This is a genomic window from Streptomyces sp. GESEQ-35, assembly GCF_017948485.1.
In the GTDB taxonomy this organism is placed as follows: Bacteria; Actinomycetota; Actinomycetes; order Streptomycetales; family Streptomycetaceae; genus Streptomyces.
Genome location: NZ_JAFFSX010000003.1, coordinates 114,815 through 132,788 on the forward strand (window position 1 = coordinate 114,815; position 17,974 = coordinate 132,788).

At 70.3% G+C, this 17,974-nt stretch carries 16 protein-coding genes; 2 read left to right on the forward strand and 14 right to left on the reverse strand.

Translation table 11 applies throughout. The features are described 5' to 3' along the window. Positions 1-117 precede the first annotated feature (117 nt). From KCH87_RS07525 to KCH87_RS07535, 3 genes are all read right to left on the reverse strand, one after another. Positions 118-1,215 carry a magnesium and cobalt transport protein CorA gene (locus tag KCH87_RS07525; RefSeq protein WP_210585118.1) on the reverse strand — a complete coding sequence of 366 codons (1,098 nt, stop codon included), beginning with the start codon at positions 1,213-1,215 and terminating at the stop codon, positions 118-120. Positions 1,216-1,308: 93 nt separating this feature from the next. Beyond that, on the reverse strand, positions 1,309-2,475 hold the full coding sequence (locus KCH87_RS07530; RefSeq protein WP_210585119.1) for a magnesium and cobalt transport protein CorA: 1,167 nt from the start codon (positions 2,473-2,475) through the stop codon (positions 1,309-1,311). A 71-nt stretch (positions 2,476-2,546) separates the two neighbouring features. Further along, positions 2,547-3,506 (reverse strand): endonuclease/exonuclease/phosphatase family protein, encoded by a 960-nt coding sequence (locus KCH87_RS07535; RefSeq protein WP_210585120.1) that lies wholly within the window; start codon positions 3,504-3,506, stop codon positions 2,547-2,549. A gap of 144 nt (positions 3,507-3,650) precedes the next feature. Here KCH87_RS07535 and KCH87_RS07540 point away from each other — a divergent pair, with 144 nt between their 5' ends. After that, complete coding sequence (locus KCH87_RS07540; protein WP_210585121.1) at positions 3,651-4,070, forward strand: DUF3151 domain-containing protein; 420 nt, start codon at positions 3,651-3,653, stop codon at positions 4,068-4,070. Between the two features lie 126 nt (positions 4,071-4,196). Here the strand turns inward: KCH87_RS07540 and KCH87_RS07545 are convergent, their stop codons facing one another. The 8 genes from KCH87_RS07545 to KCH87_RS07580 all read right to left on the reverse strand — a co-directional run bounded on the left by KCH87_RS07545 (position 4,197) and on the right by KCH87_RS07580 (position 12,331). Further along, on the reverse strand, positions 4,197-5,663 hold the full coding sequence (locus KCH87_RS07545; protein ID WP_210585122.1) for an MFS transporter: 1,467 nt from the start codon (positions 5,661-5,663) through the stop codon (positions 4,197-4,199). A gap of 64 nt (positions 5,664-5,727) precedes the next feature. Beyond that, positions 5,728-6,759, reverse strand: coding sequence for a class II fructose-bisphosphate aldolase (gene fbaA / locus KCH87_RS07550; protein WP_210585123.1), 1,032 nt, complete (start codon positions 6,757-6,759; stop codon positions 5,728-5,730). Between the two features lie 116 nt (positions 6,760-6,875). Next, positions 6,876-7,427, reverse strand: a complete 552-nt coding sequence (pyrE, locus tag KCH87_RS07555) for an orotate phosphoribosyltransferase (RefSeq protein WP_210585124.1) — start codon at positions 7,425-7,427, stop codon at positions 6,876-6,878. A gap of 10 nt (positions 7,428-7,437) precedes the next feature. Next, positions 7,438-8,235: an aldose 1-epimerase gene (locus tag KCH87_RS07560; protein ID WP_210585125.1), complete on the reverse strand. Its 798-nt coding sequence runs from the start codon at positions 8,233-8,235 to the stop codon at positions 7,438-7,440. 233 nt (positions 8,236-8,468) lie between these two features. Next, positions 8,469-9,227, reverse strand: coding sequence for an SRPBCC domain-containing protein (locus KCH87_RS07565; protein ID WP_210585126.1), 759 nt, complete (start codon positions 9,225-9,227; stop codon positions 8,469-8,471). Positions 9,228-9,408: 181 nt separating this feature from the next. Next, entirely contained in the window at positions 9,409-11,046 is a 1,638-nt protein-coding gene (locus KCH87_RS07570) for a polyamine aminopropyltransferase (protein ID WP_210585127.1), read from the reverse strand. A gap of 58 nt (positions 11,047-11,104) precedes the next feature. Beyond that, positions 11,105-11,671 (reverse strand): DUF2617 family protein, encoded by a 567-nt coding sequence (locus KCH87_RS07575; RefSeq protein ID WP_210585128.1) that lies wholly within the window; start codon positions 11,669-11,671, stop codon positions 11,105-11,107. 384 nt (positions 11,672-12,055) lie between these two features. After that, complete coding sequence (locus KCH87_RS07580) at positions 12,056-12,331, reverse strand: hypothetical protein (RefSeq protein WP_210585129.1); 276 nt, start codon at positions 12,329-12,331, stop codon at positions 12,056-12,058. A gap of 129 nt (positions 12,332-12,460) precedes the next feature. On the opposite strand from KCH87_RS07580, the gene KCH87_RS07585 reads away from it, so the two are divergent. After that, positions 12,461-13,654: a pyridoxal phosphate-dependent aminotransferase gene (locus KCH87_RS07585; RefSeq protein WP_210585130.1), complete on the forward strand. Its 1,194-nt coding sequence runs from the start codon at positions 12,461-12,463 to the stop codon at positions 13,652-13,654. Positions 13,655-13,762: 108 nt separating this feature from the next. On the opposite strand, the gene KCH87_RS07590 is transcribed toward KCH87_RS07585, so the two are convergent. From KCH87_RS07590 to KCH87_RS07600, 3 genes are all read right to left on the reverse strand, one after another. Further along, a complete protein-coding gene (locus KCH87_RS07590) occupies positions 13,763-14,290 on the reverse strand; it encodes a YbjN domain-containing protein (protein ID WP_210585131.1) in 528 nt (175 codons plus the stop codon). 147 nt (positions 14,291-14,437) lie between these two features. After that, complete coding sequence (gene clpB, locus KCH87_RS07595) at positions 14,438-17,035, reverse strand: ATP-dependent chaperone ClpB (protein ID WP_210585132.1); 2,598 nt, start codon at positions 17,033-17,035, stop codon at positions 14,438-14,440. 392 nt (positions 17,036-17,427) lie between these two features. Continuing rightward, positions 17,428-17,766 carry a hypothetical protein gene (locus KCH87_RS07600; RefSeq protein WP_210585133.1) on the reverse strand — a complete coding sequence of 113 codons (339 nt, stop codon included), beginning with the start codon at positions 17,764-17,766 and terminating at the stop codon, positions 17,428-17,430. Positions 17,767-17,974: the final 208 nt, after the last annotated feature.

Sequence of the window (17,974 nt, forward strand, 5' to 3'; positions counted from 1 at the left end):
TCCGCCCCTGCCGATGCCGACACGGGGGCCCCGGTCCCCGCCGGGCATCCTCTTCGATGGTCCGACGAAAAGGCAAGGCCCGCCTGGTCACACCCGACGGGCCCGCGCGAGTGCGGCTCAGAGCCAGCCGTTGCGCTTGAACCCCCGGTGGATGACGAAGCAGGCGACCGCGATGACCCCGAGCACGAGCGGGTAGCCGAAGGTCCAGCGCAGTTCCGGCATGTGGTCGAAGTTCATGCCGTAGACGCCGCAGATCATGGTCGGTACGGCGACGATCGCGGCCCAGGCGGTGATCTTGCGCATGTCCTCGTTCTGGGCGACGGTCACCTGCGCGAGATGGGCCTGGAGGATGGAGTCGAGCAGGGCGTCGAAGGCGGCGATCTGCTCACAGACGCGGGCGAGGTGGTCGGCGACGTCCCGGAAGTACGCCTGTATCTCCTTGTCGACGGCGCGCATCGGCTCGATGGCGAGCTTCGACAGCGGGCGGGTCAGCGGAACGACGGCCCGCTTCAGTTCCAGCAGCTCGCGCTTGAGCTGGTAGATACGGCCGGCGTCGGCGGCCCGGGGACTGCGCGGGGAGAAGACGTCGGTCTCGACCTGGTCGATGTCGTTCTGCACGGCGTCGGTGACGGTGAGGTAGCCGTCGACGACGTGGTCCGCGACGGCGTGCAGCACCGTGGACGGGCCCTTGGCCAGCTGTCGCGGGTCGGCCTCCAGGTCCTCGCGCAGGGGGCCGAGCGAGCCGTGGCGGCCGTGGCGGACGGTGACGACGAAGTCGGGGCCGGCGAAGATCATGATCTCGCCGGTGTCCACGACCTCGCTGGTCGAGGTCAGCTCCTCGTGTTCGACATACGCGACCGTCTTGAACACGGCGAACAGGACGTCGTCGTACTGCTCGATCTTGGGGCGCTGGTGGGCCTGGACCGCGTCCTCGACGGCCAGCGGGTGCAGGCCGAACAGCTCGGCCACCCCCGCGAACTCCTTCTCCGACGGCTCGTGCAGGCCCAGCCAGACGAACCCGTCCTTGTGCTTGCGCACCTGCCGGACGGCTTCGTCCACCGTGTCTGTGCCGGGCTGCCGGACGCCGTCGCGGTAGACGACGCAGTTGACCACCGCGGAGCCGAGCGGCGAGCGGGCCGGGTGGCTGAGGTCCACACGTCGGCCGCCCCGCCGCGCCAGCCGGGCGACTCTGCGCAGGTTGCCCACCATCGACATACGGGACTCTCTTCCCCCCTGAGCTCGGACGAGCTCCGACCACTGCTTTCCGGACAGTGTGACAGGAGGGTCTGACATCGAGGTCAAGCGACGTCAAAGCCAGTCGCGGCCCTTGAAGACGAGGTACAGGCCGACGCAGACCACGGCCATCAGGAGGATGGCGAAGGGGTAGCCCAGGACCCAGCCCAGCTCGGGCATGTGCTGGAAGTTCATGCCGTAGACCGTGCCGATCAGGGTCGGGGCGAAGAGGATGGCTGCCCAGGACGAGATCTTCTTGATCTCGTTGTTCTGCGCGTGGCTCGCCTCGGCCAGCAGCTTCATCTCCTCGTTCTGGCCCTGGGAGACCAGCGTGGCGTTGACGGTGAGGATGTTCTCCAGCATCTGCCGGAAGCCGTCCACCCGCTCGGCGGCGGTGGTGGCGTGGTCGGCCACGTCACGGAGGTAGCGGCGCAGCTCCTCGTGGGTGCCGTACTTCTCGAAGCCGGCCTCCAGGTCCCGCATGATCGTCAGCAGGGGGCGGGCGGCGCGCTGGAAGTCGATCACTTCGCGGGACAGCTCGTAGATACGGCGGGAGACCTTGGGGTCGCCGCTGAAGACCTCGGTCTCGATCTCGTCGATGTCGTTCTGGAGCCCGGCGATCACCGGGGCGTAGCCGTCGACGACGGCGTCCAGCACCGCGTAGAGCACCGCCTCGGGGCCGAGTGCCAGCAGCTCGGGGTCCGCTTCGAGACGGCGGCGTACGACTCCGAGGTCCGGGGCCTGCGAGTGGCGCACGGTGAGGACGAAGTCGGGGCCGATGAACAGGTGGATCTCTCCGAAGTCGACCTCCTCGGCCTCGTCGATGTAGCGGGCGGCGCGCAGGACGACGAACAGGGTGTCGCCGTAGCGCTCCAGCTTGGGCCGCTGGTGGGCGACGATGGCGTCCTCGACGGCCAGCTCGTGCAGGCCGAACTGCTCGGCGGCGGCCAGCACCTGCGCCTCGGCCGGCCGGTACAGGCCGATCCAGGCCATGGTGCCGGGCTCGCCGGGCAGCTGCCCGTAGATCTCCGCCAGTGAGGTGGGGCCCTTGACCCGGTGCCCGTTCCGGTAGAGGGCGGCATCGACCAGACTGCGCTCCACGGACAGGGCGGGCGGCTCCGTGGACTCGTCGGTCCAGGGGTCCAGTGAGTGCTCGGGCGCCTGTTCCTTCCCGGTGCCACCCGGTGAGCGGGTGAACGGCCGCTTGCCCGCTCGTACCGCGCGTCCACGCCAGTCGGACATGGCTGCAACCTCCGGAGGTTTCGCCTGGTCCCCGGGGATCAGGCTAGTCCCGGTCCTGGCAACACGCGCCACTACGGTTTCGTGGAGCGGGCGGATCGTCTCAGGGCCAGCGAGGCCTGCACCGGCAGATGGTCGCTCGGGAACCGGCCGTCCCTGGAGAAGGTGTTGATCGCCGCCGAGTGCGTTGTCACCCCGGGGGTGGCCAGGATCCAGTCGATGCGCCAGCCGTCGGGCTGAAGCGGCCGGAAGTTGTTGAACGTCGCGTACTGCGGGCCGCGCTCGGCCGCGGTGTCCCAGGTGTCCACGAGCCCGGCGGCCAGCAAGGTGTCGTAGACCGGATTGTCGTGGGCCACGGCGTTGAAGTCGCCGAGCACCAGGACGGGTAAGGAGCGGTCGAACCGGGCGAGCGTCTGGGCGATCAGCTCCGCGGAGCGTTCGCGCGCGTACTGGCTCACATGGTCCAGATGGGTGTTGAGGACGTAGAACTCCCGGCCGCCGTCGCCCAGATCGCTGAAACGGGCCCATGTCGCCATGCGCGGGAAGCGCGCGCCCCAGGTGTTGGAGGCGATCTCATAGGGCGTGTCGGAGAGCCAGAAGTTGTCGAACTCGGTCGGCTTCAGCCGTCCGGTGTCGTAGAAGATCGCCATGAACTCGTCCTCGCGGCCGCCCCCGCTCCCCGTGCCGAGCCAGTCGTAGTGCGGGCCGATGTCCTGCTCGATCCTCCGCAGCTGCTGGTAGAGGCCCTCCTGGGTGCCGATGACATGCGGCCGTTCCCGGCGCAGCAGTTCCCGCATCGCCGGGCGGCGCACGGGCCAGCGGTGGCTGCCGGTGGTGCTCGCGAAGCGCACGTTGTACGTCATGACGTTCAGCGCGGGCGGAGGCCCGGCGACCGTGCCGGGCCGGTTGGCCCCGGCGGTGGCGGGCCGGGTGGACTCCGTCGTGGCGGGCTGCCGGGTGGAGCCCGCCACGGTCAGCAGCGGTGCGGCCATGGCGACCGCCGCCACGGTCCGCAGGCTTTGGCGGCGCGTCATTCGTCCGTCGTTCAGCACGTGATCCCCTCCCCTTGGGAGTCAGGATGAAGGCTGCGTGCTGTGTTACGGAAGAGGCGGCGGGGCTGCGGCGAAGGCCCGCCCGCACTGCCCCGGAGGCCCGGCCGTAAGTGGGAGACTGCATGCATGACGACTCACAAGAACCTGCTCGGCGGCCCGGAGCCGACGTACCTGCCGGAGAACGAAGAGGCGTACCGCCTGCTGGGCGAGGACTCCAAGGCGCCGGCCGAGGTCGCGGCGCAGCACCCCACGTTCTCGCTCGCCTGGGCGATGCTCGCGGACGACGCCTTCGAGGCTGGTCGCGTGATCGAGTCGTACGCCTACGCCCGTACCGGCTACCACCGCGGACTCGACTCCCTGCGCAGGGCCGGCTGGAAGGGGCACGGCCCCATCCCCTGGGACCACCGCGCCAATCGCGGCTTCCTGCGCTGCCTCGCGGCGCTGGGCCGTGCCGCCGGCGAGATCAATGAGAAGGACGAGACGGAGCGATGCTGGCAGTTCCTTCAGGACAGCAGCGCTGAGGCGTATACCGCGCTCAAGCGGTAGCGCCAAGCGCTCCGCGGGTTGTGCCACGAAGGGCCGTCGATCGGCTACGGGTCCGTCGTGGCTGGTCGCGCAGTTCCCCGCGCCCCTTTGGGGCGCGGGCCGCCCGGCCTGTGAATGTGCTGGGCCCTATTCGATACGGCCCTTTGCGCGCTCCCCCTCCAGTGGCGGGGCGGTGATCGAGCCGAAGGTGCGGCATTCGGGGCGGCGGCAGTCGGGTGGCAGGCTTCGTACGGTCGCGAAGGACAGGACGGAGCCCGCCACCAGGACGCCCGCGCACCAGACCATCGCCCGGCCGAAGGCGTCGTCGAAGGCGTCCGGCGAGCGGTAGGCGTCCTCGCCCATCCCGGCGAGCAGCGGCAGCGCCGCCACCGCGATCAGGCCGGCCGCCCGCGCCGCCGCGTTGTTGATGCCGCTGGCCAGGCCCGCCCGCGAGGTGTCCACAGAGCCGAGGACGGTGGCCGTCAGGGGCGCGACCAGGGTGACCAGGCCGACGCCGAAGACGAGCACGGCGGGCAGGATGTCGGCGACGTACGAGGCGTCCGGGCCGACGCGCAGCATCAGCAGCAGGCCGGCGGCGCACACCAGGGGGCCGACGGTGAGCGGGATGCGGGGGCCGATGCGTTCGCCCAGTTCGCCGGAACGGGCGGAGAACAGCAGCATCAGGACGGTCGACGGCAGCAGGGCCGTACCGGCGGCGAGCGCCGAGTAACCGACGACCACCTGGAGCTGGATCACGGCCAGGAAGAAGAAGCCGCCGATCGCCGCGTACACGCACATGGTGACCAGGTTGACCGCGGTGAACTGGCGGACCGCGAAGATCCCGAGCGGCATCATCGGGTCCGGCCGCCGTTTCTCGACGTACACGAAGGCGACTCCGGCGGCGACCCCGGCGATCGCGGTGACGGTGACGACCAGGGACCCTCCGCGGGCCTCGATCAGCGCGTACGTCACCAGCGCGAGGGACAGCGCCCCGAGGACCGCGCCGAGGACGTCGAAGTGGCCGTGCTTGCGGCCGTCCCCGGACTCGGGGACATGGCGCAGGGCGATGGGGACGCACAGCAGCGCCAGCGGGACGTTGAGCAGGAAGACCCAGCGCCAGCCGGGACCGTCCACCAGCCAGCCGCCGAGGAACGGGCCGACGGCCGCGCCGATACCGCCGAAGCCGGACCACAGGCCCACCGCCCGGCCCCGGTCGTCGGGATGGAAGGAGGCCTGGATCAGGGCGAGCGAGCCGGGCGTGAGAAGCGCGCCGCCGACGCCCTGGAGGGCCCGCGCGGCGATGAGCACGCCGGCGTTCGGGGCGAGCCCGCACAGCAGCGAGGCCACGGCGAACCAGATGACGCCGATGACGAAGATCTTGCGGCGGCCGTACTGATCCCCCAAGGAGCCGCCGAGGAGGATCAGACCGGCGAGCGTGAGCATGTACGCGTTGACGGTCCACTGGAGGGCGGACAGGTTCGCGTCGAGGTCCTCGCCGATACGGGGGAGGGCGACATTGACGACGGTCGAGTCCAGCAGGGCCATGCTGGAGCCGAGGACGGTGGTGAGCAGGATCCACTTGCCCTGCGGGGAGGCGATCCGGACGTCGGGCATGCCCACAGGTATACAACGAGCCCGGCGCCGTAGCACCGGGCTCGCTGCAAACGTGCGACTACGGCTACTTGATCTTCGTGCCGGTGGAGCGCAGGTGGCCGCAGGCCTCGAGAACGCGCTGCGACATGCTCGCCTCGGCCAGCTTGCCCCAGGTGCGCGGGTCGTAGGTCTTCTTGGAGCCGACCTCGCCGTCGACCTTGAGGACGCCGTCGTAGTTCTTGAGCATGTGGTCGGCGACGGGACGCGTGAAGGCGTACTGCGTGTCCGTGTCGATGTTCATCTTGACGACGCCGTTCTCCAGCGCGGTCGCGATCTCCTCCGCGGTGGAGCCGGAGCCGCCGTGGAAGACGAAGTCGAAGGGCTGGGAGCCGGCCGGCTGCCCGTACTTCGCGGCCACGCCGTCGTGCAGGTCCTTCAGCAGCTCGGGGCGGAGCACGACGTTGCCCGGCTTGTACACACCGTGGACGTTGCCGAAGGAGGCGGCGAGCAGGTAGCGGCCCTTGTCACCGAGGCCGAGCGCCTCGGCCGTACGCAGGGCGTCGTCGACGGTGGTGTAGAGGGAGTCGTTGATCTCGTGCGAGACGCCGTCCTCCTCACCGCCGGTCGGGGTGATCTCCACCTCAAGGATGATCTTTGCGGCGCGGGCGCGCGCGAGGAGTTCCTGGGCGATGGCCAGGTTGTCGTTCAGGGTCTCGGCGGAGCCGTCCCACATGTGGGACTGGAACAGCGGGTTCTCACCGCGCGCGACGCGCTCCTCGGAAACGGCGATCAGCGGCCGCACATACCCGTCGAGCTTGTCCTTCGGGCAGTGGTCCGTGTGCAGGGCGACGGTGATGTCGTACTTCTTGGCGACGATGTGCGCGAACTCGGCCAGGGCCACCGCACCGGTCACCATGTCCTTGTTGTGCTGGCCGCCCAGGAACTCGGCGCCACCCGTCGAGATCTGGATGATGCCGTCGCTCTCCGCCTCCGCGAAACCGCGCAGGGCCGCGTGCAGGGTCTGGGACGAGGTCACGTTGATGGCCGGGTAGGCGAACTTGCCCGCCTTGGCCCGGTCAAGCATTTCGTTGTAGACCTCGGGGGTTGCGATGGGCATCTGTCCGCTCCTTGATTATGCGGGTGGCGTTCTGCTTGCTTACGGCCCTGACCTAGGGGGTGACGTCATCGTCTCGCCCATCTTTCCAGACAGGACCGGATGATCGGGACGCCCCGTCAGTCCAGTCCCAGCTCGTCCTTGGAGTACGCGAAGAGGTACGGCACCCCCGCGCCCTCCTGGATCTTCTCGGCGGCGCCGGTGGCCCGGTCGACGATGGTGGCGACGGCGACGACCTCGGCACCGGCCTCCCGCACGGCCTCGACGGCGGTGAGCGGGGAGTCGCCGGTGGTGGAGGTGTCCTCGACGACGAGGACACGGCGGCCGGCGATGTCCGGGCCCTCGACGCGGCGCTGTAGGCCGTGCGCCTTGGCGGCCTTGCGGACGACGAAGGCGTCCAGCTTCTGCCCCTTCGCGGCGGCGGCGTGCAGCATGGCGGCGGCCACCGGGTCGGCGCCCATGGTGAGGCCGCCGACCGCGTCGAAGTCCAGATCGTCCGTCAGGTCCAGCAGCACCTGCCCGACCAGCGGAGCGGCCTCCCCGTCGAGGGTGATCCGGCGCAGGTCGACGTAGTAGTCGGCCTCCAGACCCGAGGAGAGGGTCACCTTGCCGTGCACCACGGCCTTGTCCTTGATCTGCTGCAGCAGCGCGCCGCGTACGTCCGTCGTCATGCCTGTCAGCTTAGACAGCTCCCAGACGCCGCCAGGCCCAGGTGGTCGAGGCCTCCAGCGGCTCCAGCGGGGTGACCAGGCGGGGCAGGGTGTTGAGCCCGTTCGGCGGCCCGGTCTGCGGCTCGACGCACACGGCCGCCTCCTGCTCGTCGTACACGACGACCCACTCCTCACGGCTGCTGACGGTCAGCTCCAGCTGTCCCGGCCAGGTGAGGGTGACGCCGACACCGCCGGGCATGCCGAAGCAGTCGTCCCAGGGGCCGGGCGCGGGGTCGATCCGCTTCCCGGTGGGCAGGTGGTCGTCGCCGCGCTCCTCCTGCCAGGCGGGGGCGAAGTCGAGGAGCACGTCCTCCGCTCCCAGGTTCCGGTTGAACCACGGGTGCCAGCCGATCTGCGCCGGGAAGGAGGAGTCGTACGTCTCCACCGCCATGGTCAGCGTGAGGGCGTCCTCGGTGAGGCTCACGGCCTGGGTGACGCGGCCGGGGTAGGGCCATGGGTCCACGAGGTCGTACGTGATGACGGCCTCGTCGGTGGTGACGCGGGCCGTGCGCCAGGCGCCCTCGCGGACGGTGCCGTGGATGGCGTGCGGCGGGGAGTTGAGCGGCATCTGCTGGACGACGGCCCCGTCCCGGAACCGTCCGTCCCGGATCCGCCCGCACCAGGGCACCATCGGGAAGCAGCCGAAGCGGTCGCCCTGGCGGAGGAGTTCGGTGCCGGCGATCTGGAGGCCGGCGATGCGGCCGCCGTTGCCCGGCCGTACGGTGACCTCCGCGTCGCCCGCGGTCAGCTTGATGTCTTCGTTGCTCACGGGATGACCCTACTGGGGGCGGTGCGTCGTCAAAGTGCGGACCGTGGGGGCTGGTCGCGCAGTTCCCCGCGCCCCTAGGTGGGTGATGTCAGCGGCGTTTCACAGTGCCCCACCCAGCATGATTCAGCCCGTCCGGCGTTTGAGGACGAGGCCCTTCGGGCCGACAGCGGGGGGCTGGGGGCGGCCGCCCCCAGGGACGGGACGGGTAGGGGCGGCGGGGGCGAAAAACTGCTCTAGCGCCGCTTCCGCAGGACCCGGCCGACCACGATCGCCGATGCCAGGACGAGCGCCGCCGCCGGCGCCGCCCAGCGGAGCGTGGAGTGGGAGGCGACCGTCTGGGGCGCGGGAACGGGGGCGTACCGGCCGCGCGGCGGCGCATGGTCGACCTCCTCCGCGCTGCGGCCGATCATCGTGCGCCGAGCGTGGGCGGCTTCGGCGGCGGGGGGCTCCACGGCGTCGGCGGGCGGCGGCGTCGGCGGGGGCACCTCCGTGTCGAACTCGGAGGCCTCCGGCGTCTCGGCGACGGCGTCCTCGGACTCGGACTCCGACTCCGCACCGCTCGGCTCCTCCCCCGCCTCGGCGCCCAGGTTCTCCGCGAAACGGTTCAGCAGACGGGTCACAGCCGAGGCGACCGTCTCCGCCGGGAGTTCCGTGACACGTCCGTCGGCGGTGGCGGTCCCGTCGAACGTGAACGTCGTGCCGCCGTCCGTGTCCCGGAGGCGGACGGTGAGGGAGAGCTTGACCGAGCCGGTGCCGCGGGCCTCGGTCGCGTCGCCCTCGACGGCGTACGACCCGTCGTCCTGGCCGGAGAGCCGGGCGGAACCGCGGTAGGTGATGGTGTGGCCGCCGATGCGCACCTTCAGTCTGCCGGTGACGGGCTCGGCGCCCGCGTCCTGCTGGAACCCGGGGACCGCCCGGGCAACCCGTGCGGGGTCGGCCAGCGCCTCCCTGAGCCGCTCGGCCGGAACCGGAACGAACACCTCATGCTCCATGTCGGCCGAGCGTACCCGTTTGAGCCGGCCGTACGCTCCCGTTGGCTGCAAGTTGCCGTGCCTTTGTGAGGGCGTCGACTGGGGGCTGCCGCCCCCAGACCCCCGCTTCGGCCTGAACGGCCTCGTCCTCAAACGCCGGACGGGCTGGACATGCGGACCTGCGCCGAGAAAGGAACCCCTCTCAATACCGCGGATGCACCAGCGTCGAAGTCTCCAGCCCCCGCACCCGCATCCCCTCCAGCGCCCTCGCCCCCGTCTCCAACTCCCCCTGGGTCAGCATCCGGAGCGTCGGCGAGGCGGCAAGGCTCAGCGGCGGTTTCCTCCCGGTCGTCGCCAGGACGAAACCCCAGTCGTGCGGGGTACGGGTCGGGCCGCCGGTCGAGCGGTCGGGCCCGGCGAGGAAGCCCGCGTCGCGGCCGGCGACGCAGTAGGGGGACGTCCGCAAGGAGGCGGCGCGCATCGTCGTGTCGACCGTCCAGAACGTCTTCGGGCGCGAGGACACCGGGCCGGCGTGCACGACGAGACGGCCGCCCGGCGCCAGCACCCGCCCGGCCAGGCCGTAGAACTCCTGTGAGTACAGCTTGGTGCTGGCCGTGATCCCGGGGTCCGGCAGATCGGAGATCACCACGTCGTACGCCGATCTGGGCGCCGACCGCAGCCAGGCGAAGGCGTCCGCCGTGGTCACATGGACGCGGGGGTCGTCGTAGGCGTGGCCGTTCAGCGCGGAGAGTGCGGGGTCGGTGCGGGCCAGGCTGACCACCCCGGCGTCGAGTTCGACGACGTCGACGCGGTGGACGTCCGGGTAGCGCAGGACCTCGCGGGCGGCCAGCCCGTCCCCGCCGCCGAGAATCACCACGCGCGCGTGCGGGCCGTTCATCGCGGGGTGGACCAGCGCCTCGTGGTAGCGGCGCTCGTCGTGGCCGCCGACCCGGAGCCGGCCGTCGAGGTAGAGGTCGAGGGGCCGGCCGTCGGTGCCGCCGGTGAGGACGACCTCCTGGATGTCGGTCTGCACGGCCACGCGTACGTCCCTGCCGTACACCGCGTGCCGAGCCGCCCGCTCGAAGTCGTCGACGTGGACGGCGGCGGTCGCGAGGGCGCCGAGCACGGTGAGGTTGGCCAGCACCAGCAACCACCGGCCGCGCAGGGTGAGATCGCTGCGGAACAGGCCCAGCACCAGCGCGCCACCCACCACCGCGTTGACCGCGCCCGTGAGCAGCGCGCCCGTCAACTGGCCCAGCAGGGGGAGCAGTACGAAGGGAAAGGCCAGGCCGCCGACCAACGCGCCCACATAGTCGGCCGCGAACAGGTCGGCCACCGCACCGCCCGGGTCCTGGCGCCGGATGCGCTGGATCAGCTCCATCAGCAGCGGCACTTCGGCGCCGATCAGCAGACCGATGGCGAGGGAGAAACCGACGAGCAGGAGCCGCGGGCCGTGCACCCACAGCCCGCCCCAGTCGCCGGTCCAGGCGAAGACGGCGTACAGGGCCATCGCGCTGGAGCCGCCGACCAGCGCGAGCGTCGCCTCGATCGCGCCGAAGCCGGCCGCGGCGAGGCTGCGCAGCCGTTTCGCGGCGAGGGAGCCGATGCCCATCGCGAACACCATCACGGACAGCACGACGGACGCCTGGGTGACCGAGTCGCCGATCAAGTACGAGGCGAGGGCGACGAGTTCGAGTTCGTACACGAGTCCGCAGGCAGCGCAGACGAACACCCCCGCCAGGACCAGGAACCGGCCGACGCCGGGCCGGACGGGCAGCCGCGCGGGGCCGCCCCAGGGCGGCGGTGTGCCGGGTGGGGCGGGCGCGTGCGGTTCGATCACCTTGCGACGGTACGTCACACCGCGGGCACGCTTCGTCACCCACACGTGTGGAGTCGGTTTACAGTCGCCGGATGCTGGTTTGGGCCTCAAGCTCCCCCGACGGACCCAGTCGGCCCACCGGTACCCGCACCCCCACCCGGGTCCGTGTGGCCACCAACTGGCCGTCCTGCGGATACGCGTGCCAGGTCCGCCAGTGCACCTGCCCCTCGTACCGCTGGGCCAGCAGCGCGGTGAAGGCGTGCGGGCTGCCGGGGAAGACTCCGGCGAGACCGTGGGGGTGGTCGGAGACCAGGGCCAGCAACTCCTGGGCGCGGCCGGCGAAGGAGCCCGGGGAGAGCACCTCGACACGGGCCGCGAACTCGTACTCCCAGTCGCCCACCCGCTTGGCGACACCGAGCGGCAGCGGTGTGCTGCTGCCGGCGATGCACGCCACCGTCTCCGAACACACGCCCTGTTCCTCCTCCAGGAGCACCTGGTGGGACGCGCCGAGCAGTCTCAACTGGAGCTTGCCCCCGGCAAGTTCGAGGTCGAGCGTGGCCAGTGCGGGAAGCGGCTCCCGCCCCAGGGCCCAGGCGAGGTCGGCCGCGCGCGTGTCGGTGTACGAGGTTGTCAGGGTCGTGAGCATGGGTCGGCTCCGCTAGCACGCAAAGAAAGGGAGGGGTGGGTCCAGCGCATCCCCGGCCCACGCCGGGAGATCGGCCCGGTCAGCCCGGTCGGGAACAGGTGTCCGCGGGACGTCCGAGGGGCCGCTTTGGTGATTTAGAGGGAATCATGAACTGAGGCGCCGCCACAGCGTTTTTACCCAACTTCGTGGGGTTTCCATCCCTCAGTGGGCTCTACAGCTCAACTGTTCAACCACGGCGTGCGCCTGAGCTCGTACGGCGCGCGCCGGAGCGCACGAGCGCCCGCCGGGATTTGTTCCCGGCGGGCGCGCATTGGGGCCCGGCACAGAGCACGGACCCCATGGTCCGGATGCGGTTCCCCCTACTCGGAGCTCAGCTGCCCCGTGTCAGCTGCCTCCTCCACCGCATCCGCCACCCCCGCCGCCGCCCCCGCACGACGACCCGCCGCCACAGGACGAGCCGCCGCCGCACGACGAGCCGCCGCCGCTGTCTCCCCCGCCGGCCCACCAGCTGCCGCCGGCGCCGCCGCTGGAGCCGCTGGAGCCGCTGCTGCTGTACCGCCCCGCACGCCGGCGACGAGACTGGCCGCTCCTGCGCGCATTGGCGATCAGGGCTGCGAAGAACAGAATGATGAAGACCGTCAGGATGATGCCGAAGGTCATGGCGTCACCCTCCTTCCGTTTCCCCCGAAGCGGCCCCCCGTGGGCGCCTCGCTGGTTGCGTGACCTGGGAATGCCCGGCCGCCCCGACGGTCAAAGCAGAGTTGAGGAAGTCCAGAGCTTGGGCGCAGGATGACGGGCATGACCTCCAGCGCACGCCCGCTCCTCAACCGCCGGCTCGCCGAGTTCGGGACGACGATCTTCGCCGAGATGTCCGCCCTGGCTCTGAAGACCGGCTCGATCAACCTCGGCCAGGGCTTCCCCGACACCGACGGCCCCGAAGAGATCCGGGAGGCTGCGGTGCGCGCCCTGCGCGACGGCCGCGGCAACCAGTACCCGCCGGGCCCGGGCATCCCCGAGCTGCGCGGCGCCGTCGCGGCGCATCAGCAGCAGCGGTACGGGCTGTCGTACGACCCGGACCGTGAAGTGCTGGTGACGGCGGGTGCCACCGAGGCGATCGCCGCCTCCCTGCTGGCCCTGCTGGAGCCCGGTGACGAGGTGATCGCCTTCGAGCCGTACTACGACTCGTACGCGGCCTGCATGGCGATGGCGGGCGGCACGCGCGTGCCGGTCACTCTGCGCCCGCACGACGGCAGCTTCCGCCTCGACCTCGACGAGCTGCGCGACGCCGTGACGGACCGGACGCGCCTCCTCCTCATCAACACCCCGCACAACCCGACCGGCACCGTCCTCACCCGCGAGGAGCTGACCGCGATCGCCGAGCTGGCGGTCGAGCGGGATCTGCTCGTGGTCACGGACGAGGTGTACGAGCACCTGGTCTTCGACGACGCCGAGCATCTGCCGCTGGCCACGTTCCCGGGGATGCGCGAGCGGACCGTCACCATCGGCTCGGCCGGGAAGTCCTTCTCCTTCACCGGCTGGAAGGTCGGCTGGATCACCTCGACGCCGGAGCTGGTCACGGCGGTGCGGTCGGCGAAGCAGTTCCTGACGTATGTCGCGTCCGGCCCGTTCCAGTACGCGGTGGCCGAGGCCCTGGCCCTCCCCGACACCTACTTCTCCGCCTTCCGCGCGGACATGCTGGCCAAGCGGGACCTGCTGGCGGCCGGGCTTGCGGAGAGCGGCTTCGAGGTCTTCAAGCCCGCCGGGACCTACTTCATCACCACCGACATCCGCCCCCTCGGCGAGAGCGACGGCTTCGCCTTCTGCCGCGCGCTGCCGGAGCGCGCCGGGGTGGTCGCCATCCCGAACGCCGTCTTCTACGACCACCGGGAGGCGGGCGCGCCCTTCGTCCGGTTCGCGTTCTGCAAGCAGACGGGGGTGCTGGAGGAGGCGGTGAAGCGGCTGAAGGCCCTGGCGGAGGGCTGAGGTCAGCAGGGTTTCAGAGTTTTCCACAGGCTGTGGACGACGAGAACCCGGCCCTGGCGCGCGGCCGCACTGGCCCACGCCCTGGCCGGGCTCCGCTGTGGCCGGGACTTACTCGTCGTCCTCCGGCGTCTCCGCGTCGTTGACCTCCTGCTCGAGGCCGAGCTGCTCCACGAGCCACTTGTCGAACTCGATCGCGGCCCGCACCCAGCTGACCGTGGACGAGACGAAGTGCTCCAGGCTCACGCCCGTGCCGATCAGCATCTGGGCCTCGCCGATCAGGCGGACGGTGCCGTCGTCGTGGGTGTGGCTGTAGACCTTGGGCCACAGGGTGCGCCGGTTCCAGTCGTCGATGGACTCCAGCAGCAGCGGCTTCTCGTCGATCTTGTGGGGCCGGTCGTAGAACGTCCGTACCGAGAAGACCTGCTGGTCACCCTCGCCGCGGAACATGAAGTACGTACGGAACTGCTCCCACGGCGCGACGAGGTCACCCTCCTCGTCCACGAGGTGCTTGAGCTCCATCTGGTCGAGGAGCTGCTTCACGAGGTCCTGATCCGGGACGACGGGGCCCGCCGGTCCTTGGGGCTGCGGCTCGGGCTGGCCCCCGAAGTTCGGAATCGAGGACGGGTCGATGGTCACCGTGAATTTCCCTTCGTACGGATTCCGCCATCCTCCCCCATGCGGGGCGGGGGGTGGCAACCCCCGCCCCGGACGGTTCACCTCTCATTGGCGTAATTCAGCTCTGAGCGTGTTTACCGAGCCCGTCACCGGGTTTTCCGGCGCCGGTCACAGGGTTTTCCCCGTGGCCGGCCCGACGATCAGACCCTCCCCGAAGGCATCCACCCGGACCGTGTCGCCATCCTTGACCTCGCCCGCCAGGATCTCCTTGGCGAGCCGGTCGCCGATCGCGGTCTGGACCAGTCGGCGCAGCGGCCGGGCACCGTACGCCGGATCGTTGCCCTCGTCCGCCAGCCAGGCGAGCGCCTCGGGCGTCACTTCCAGTGTGAGCCGTCGTTCGGCGAGCCGCTTGGCGAGGCGGCCGATCTGGAGCCCGGCGATGCGCTCCAGCTCCTCCTTGTTCAGCACGGAGAAGACGACCAGGTCGTCGAGCCGGTTGAGGAACTCGGGCTTGAAGGAGGCCCTCACCACCTCAAGCACCTGCTGCTTCTTCTCCTCCTCGCTCGTCAGCGGCTCCACCAGGAACTGACTGCCGAGATTCGAGGTGAGAACCAGGATGGTGTTGCGGAAGTCGACGGTCCGCCCCTGACCGTCCGTCAGACGGCCGTCGTCCAGCACCTGGAGCAGGATGTCGAAGACCTCGGGGTGTGCCTTCTCGACCTCATCGAGCAGGACGACGCTGTACGGCCTGCGCCGCACCGCCTCCGTCAACTGCCCGCCCTCCTCGTAGCCGACGTAGCCGGGCGGGGCGCCGACCAGGCGGGCGACGCTGTGCTTCTCGCCGTACTCCGACATGTCGATACGGACCATCGCCCGCTCGTCGTCGAAGAGGAAGTCGGCGAGCGCCTTGGCGAGTTCGGTCTTGCCGACACCGGTGGGGCCGAGGAAGAGGAACGAGCCGGTCGGGCGGTCGGGGTCGGCGATGCCGGCCCGGGTGCGCCGTACGGCGTCCGACACCGCCTGCACGGCCTCGGCCTGTCCGATCAGGCGACGCCCCAACTCCTCCTCCATGCGCAGGAGTTTCTGTGTCTCGCCCTCCAGGAGGCGGCCCGCGGGGATGCCGGTCCAGGAGCCGACGACGTCGGCGATGTCGTCCGGGCCGACCTCCTCCTTCACCATGGTGTCCCGGCCGGCCTCCTGCTCGGCCTCGGAGGCGGCCTCCAAGTCCCGTTCCACGCCCGGGATCTCGCCGTAGAGCAGCTTGGACGCGGAGTCGAAGTCACCGTCCCGCTGGGCCCGCTCCGCCTGTCCGCGCAGTTCGTCGAGCTTCTCCTTCAGCTCACCCACCCGGTTGAGGGACTGCTTCTCCTTCTCCCAGCGGGCGGTCAGGCCGCGCAGCTCCTCCTCCTTGTCGGCGAGGTCGCGGCGCAGCTTGTCCAGGCGTTCGCGGGAGGCCGGGTCGGTCTCCTTGCCGATCGCCAGCTCCTCCATCTTCAACCGGTCGACGACACGCTGGAGTTCGTCGATCTCGACGGGCGAGGAGTCGATCTCCATACGCAGCCGTGAGGCCGCCTCGTCGACGAGGTCGATGGCCTTGTCGGGCAGGAAGCGGGAGGTGATGTACCGGTCGGAGAGGGTGGCCGCCGCGACCAGCGCGCTGTCGGCGATGACGACCTTGTGGTGGGCCTCGTACCGCCCCTTCAGCCCGCGCAGGATCGCGATCGTGTCCTCGACGGACGGCTCGGCGACCAGCACCTGCTGGAAGCGCCGCTCCAGCGCCGGGTCCTTCTCGATCCGCTCCCGGTACTCGTCGAGGGTCGTGGCACCGACCATGCGCAGCTCACCGCGGGCGAGCATGGGCTTGAGCATGTTGCCGGCGTCCATGGCGGAGTCCCCGCCTGCACCGGCCCCCACCACGGTGTGCAGCTCGTCGATGAAGGTGATGATCTGCCCGTCGGAGTCCTTGATCTCCGCGAGCACGGTCTTCAGCCGCTCCTCGAACTCACCGCGGTATTTGGCACCGGCGACCATGGCGCCGAGATCCAGCGCGACGAGCCGCTTGTTCTTGAGCGACTCGGGCACATCGCCCTTCACGATCCGCTGGGCCAGCCCCTCGACCACGGCGGTCTTGCCGACGCCGGGCTCGCCGATGAGGACGGGATTGTTCTTCGTACGGCGGGACAGCACCTGCACGACCCGCCGGATCTCCTGATCCCGCCCGATGACCGGGTCGAGCTTGCCCTCGCGGGCGGCGGCGGTGAAATCGGTGCCGAACTTCTCGAGCGCCTTGTACTGGCCCTCGGGGTCGGGTGTGGTCACCCGGCGTCCTCCCCTGCTCTTCTGGAACGCCTCCAGCAGCTTCTTCGCACTGGCGCCCTGCTGGGAGAGTACGTCGCCGGTCTGGCCCCCCTTCGCGGCGATCCCGATGAGGAGGTGCTCGGTGGAGAGGAACTCGTCCCCGAGCTCCTTGGCCTTGGCCTGCGCGTCGGCGATCACCGCGAGCAGCTCACGGCTGGGCTGCGGCGGTGCGACGGTGGACCCGGTCACGCTGGGCAGCCCGGAGATGATCTTCTCCGCGCCGGCGCGTACGGCGGCCTGGTCCGCGTCGACCGCGGCGAGCAGGTCGGTGATGTTCTCGTTCTCCTGCCCCGCGAGCAGGGCGAGCAGCAGATGAGCCGGCGTGAGATCGGGGTGTCCCTCTTGCACAGCCCGGTTACTGGCCGCGTTGATCGCGTCCCGGCTCCGGTTGGTCAGCTCGGCGTCCACGTATCCGTTCTCCTCCTAGGCGTCAGCCGTCCACACTGACTTGACCAACGTACACAAAGTTGAGTCTATTCCACTCAAGTAGGTGTCCGGGAGGGTACGGCGGCTAAGTTCCCCCTCATGGCGACGACACACTCCGTGGATCCGGGCGATCCCGACGCGTCGTATCTCAGCTTCTGGCGGGAACGCGCCCCGAAGGGGACTCGACGTCGAGATCGAGGTGACGCTTGCGATGGGGAGGGGCTGATGTTTTCCGGCCATGGACGACCATGGACCGGGGACGCCGATATGCCGAAATATCCCGTAAAACTGCAGCGGCGTCACCGTGTTCAGGTCACGGTGACGCCGCTGCGGGGGGAAGCACCTGAGCGATCTGTTACGACGGGGGAATCGCGTCAGGCACTGCGGGGGGTGGCTGGGACGGCCTGTGGGGCGGCCGGGGCCTCGGGCTCGTCCAGCTGGTGGTCACGCTGGTCGAGGTTCACAAAAATCATTCCATACCGGATGGCACACCTCACCGGCTGCGGCGCCCCGCGAGGACGCCGCAGGCACCGGTACGCCCGCAGGTCCTCGTCGTCGTCCCTCGTGACGACGACCGGCTCACCGAACACGGTCACCATCAGCGAGTCACCGCTGTGGGGGATGGCGGTGGCCAGGTCGATGAAGTGCCAGCCGGAGCGGTAGGCGGTGGCCATTTCGCGACGGAAGGAGCGGTCGTCCGGTGGGGTGGTCATGTCAGCTCCCGGCTCCGTCCGTCGAAGCATCGGCGTCGTCGGCGACGCTGCTCACAGCCACTGACGGCCAGTGCGTGTCCGCCTGCAGGTTGCGCTCATCGTCAGAGTGGCCACTCAGCACACCGAAAGCCACTGCGACGGAGAAGGCGGCAACAAGCATTGAGCGAAGCAGTCTCTTACGCATTGTCGGCTTCGTCCTCACTCGAAG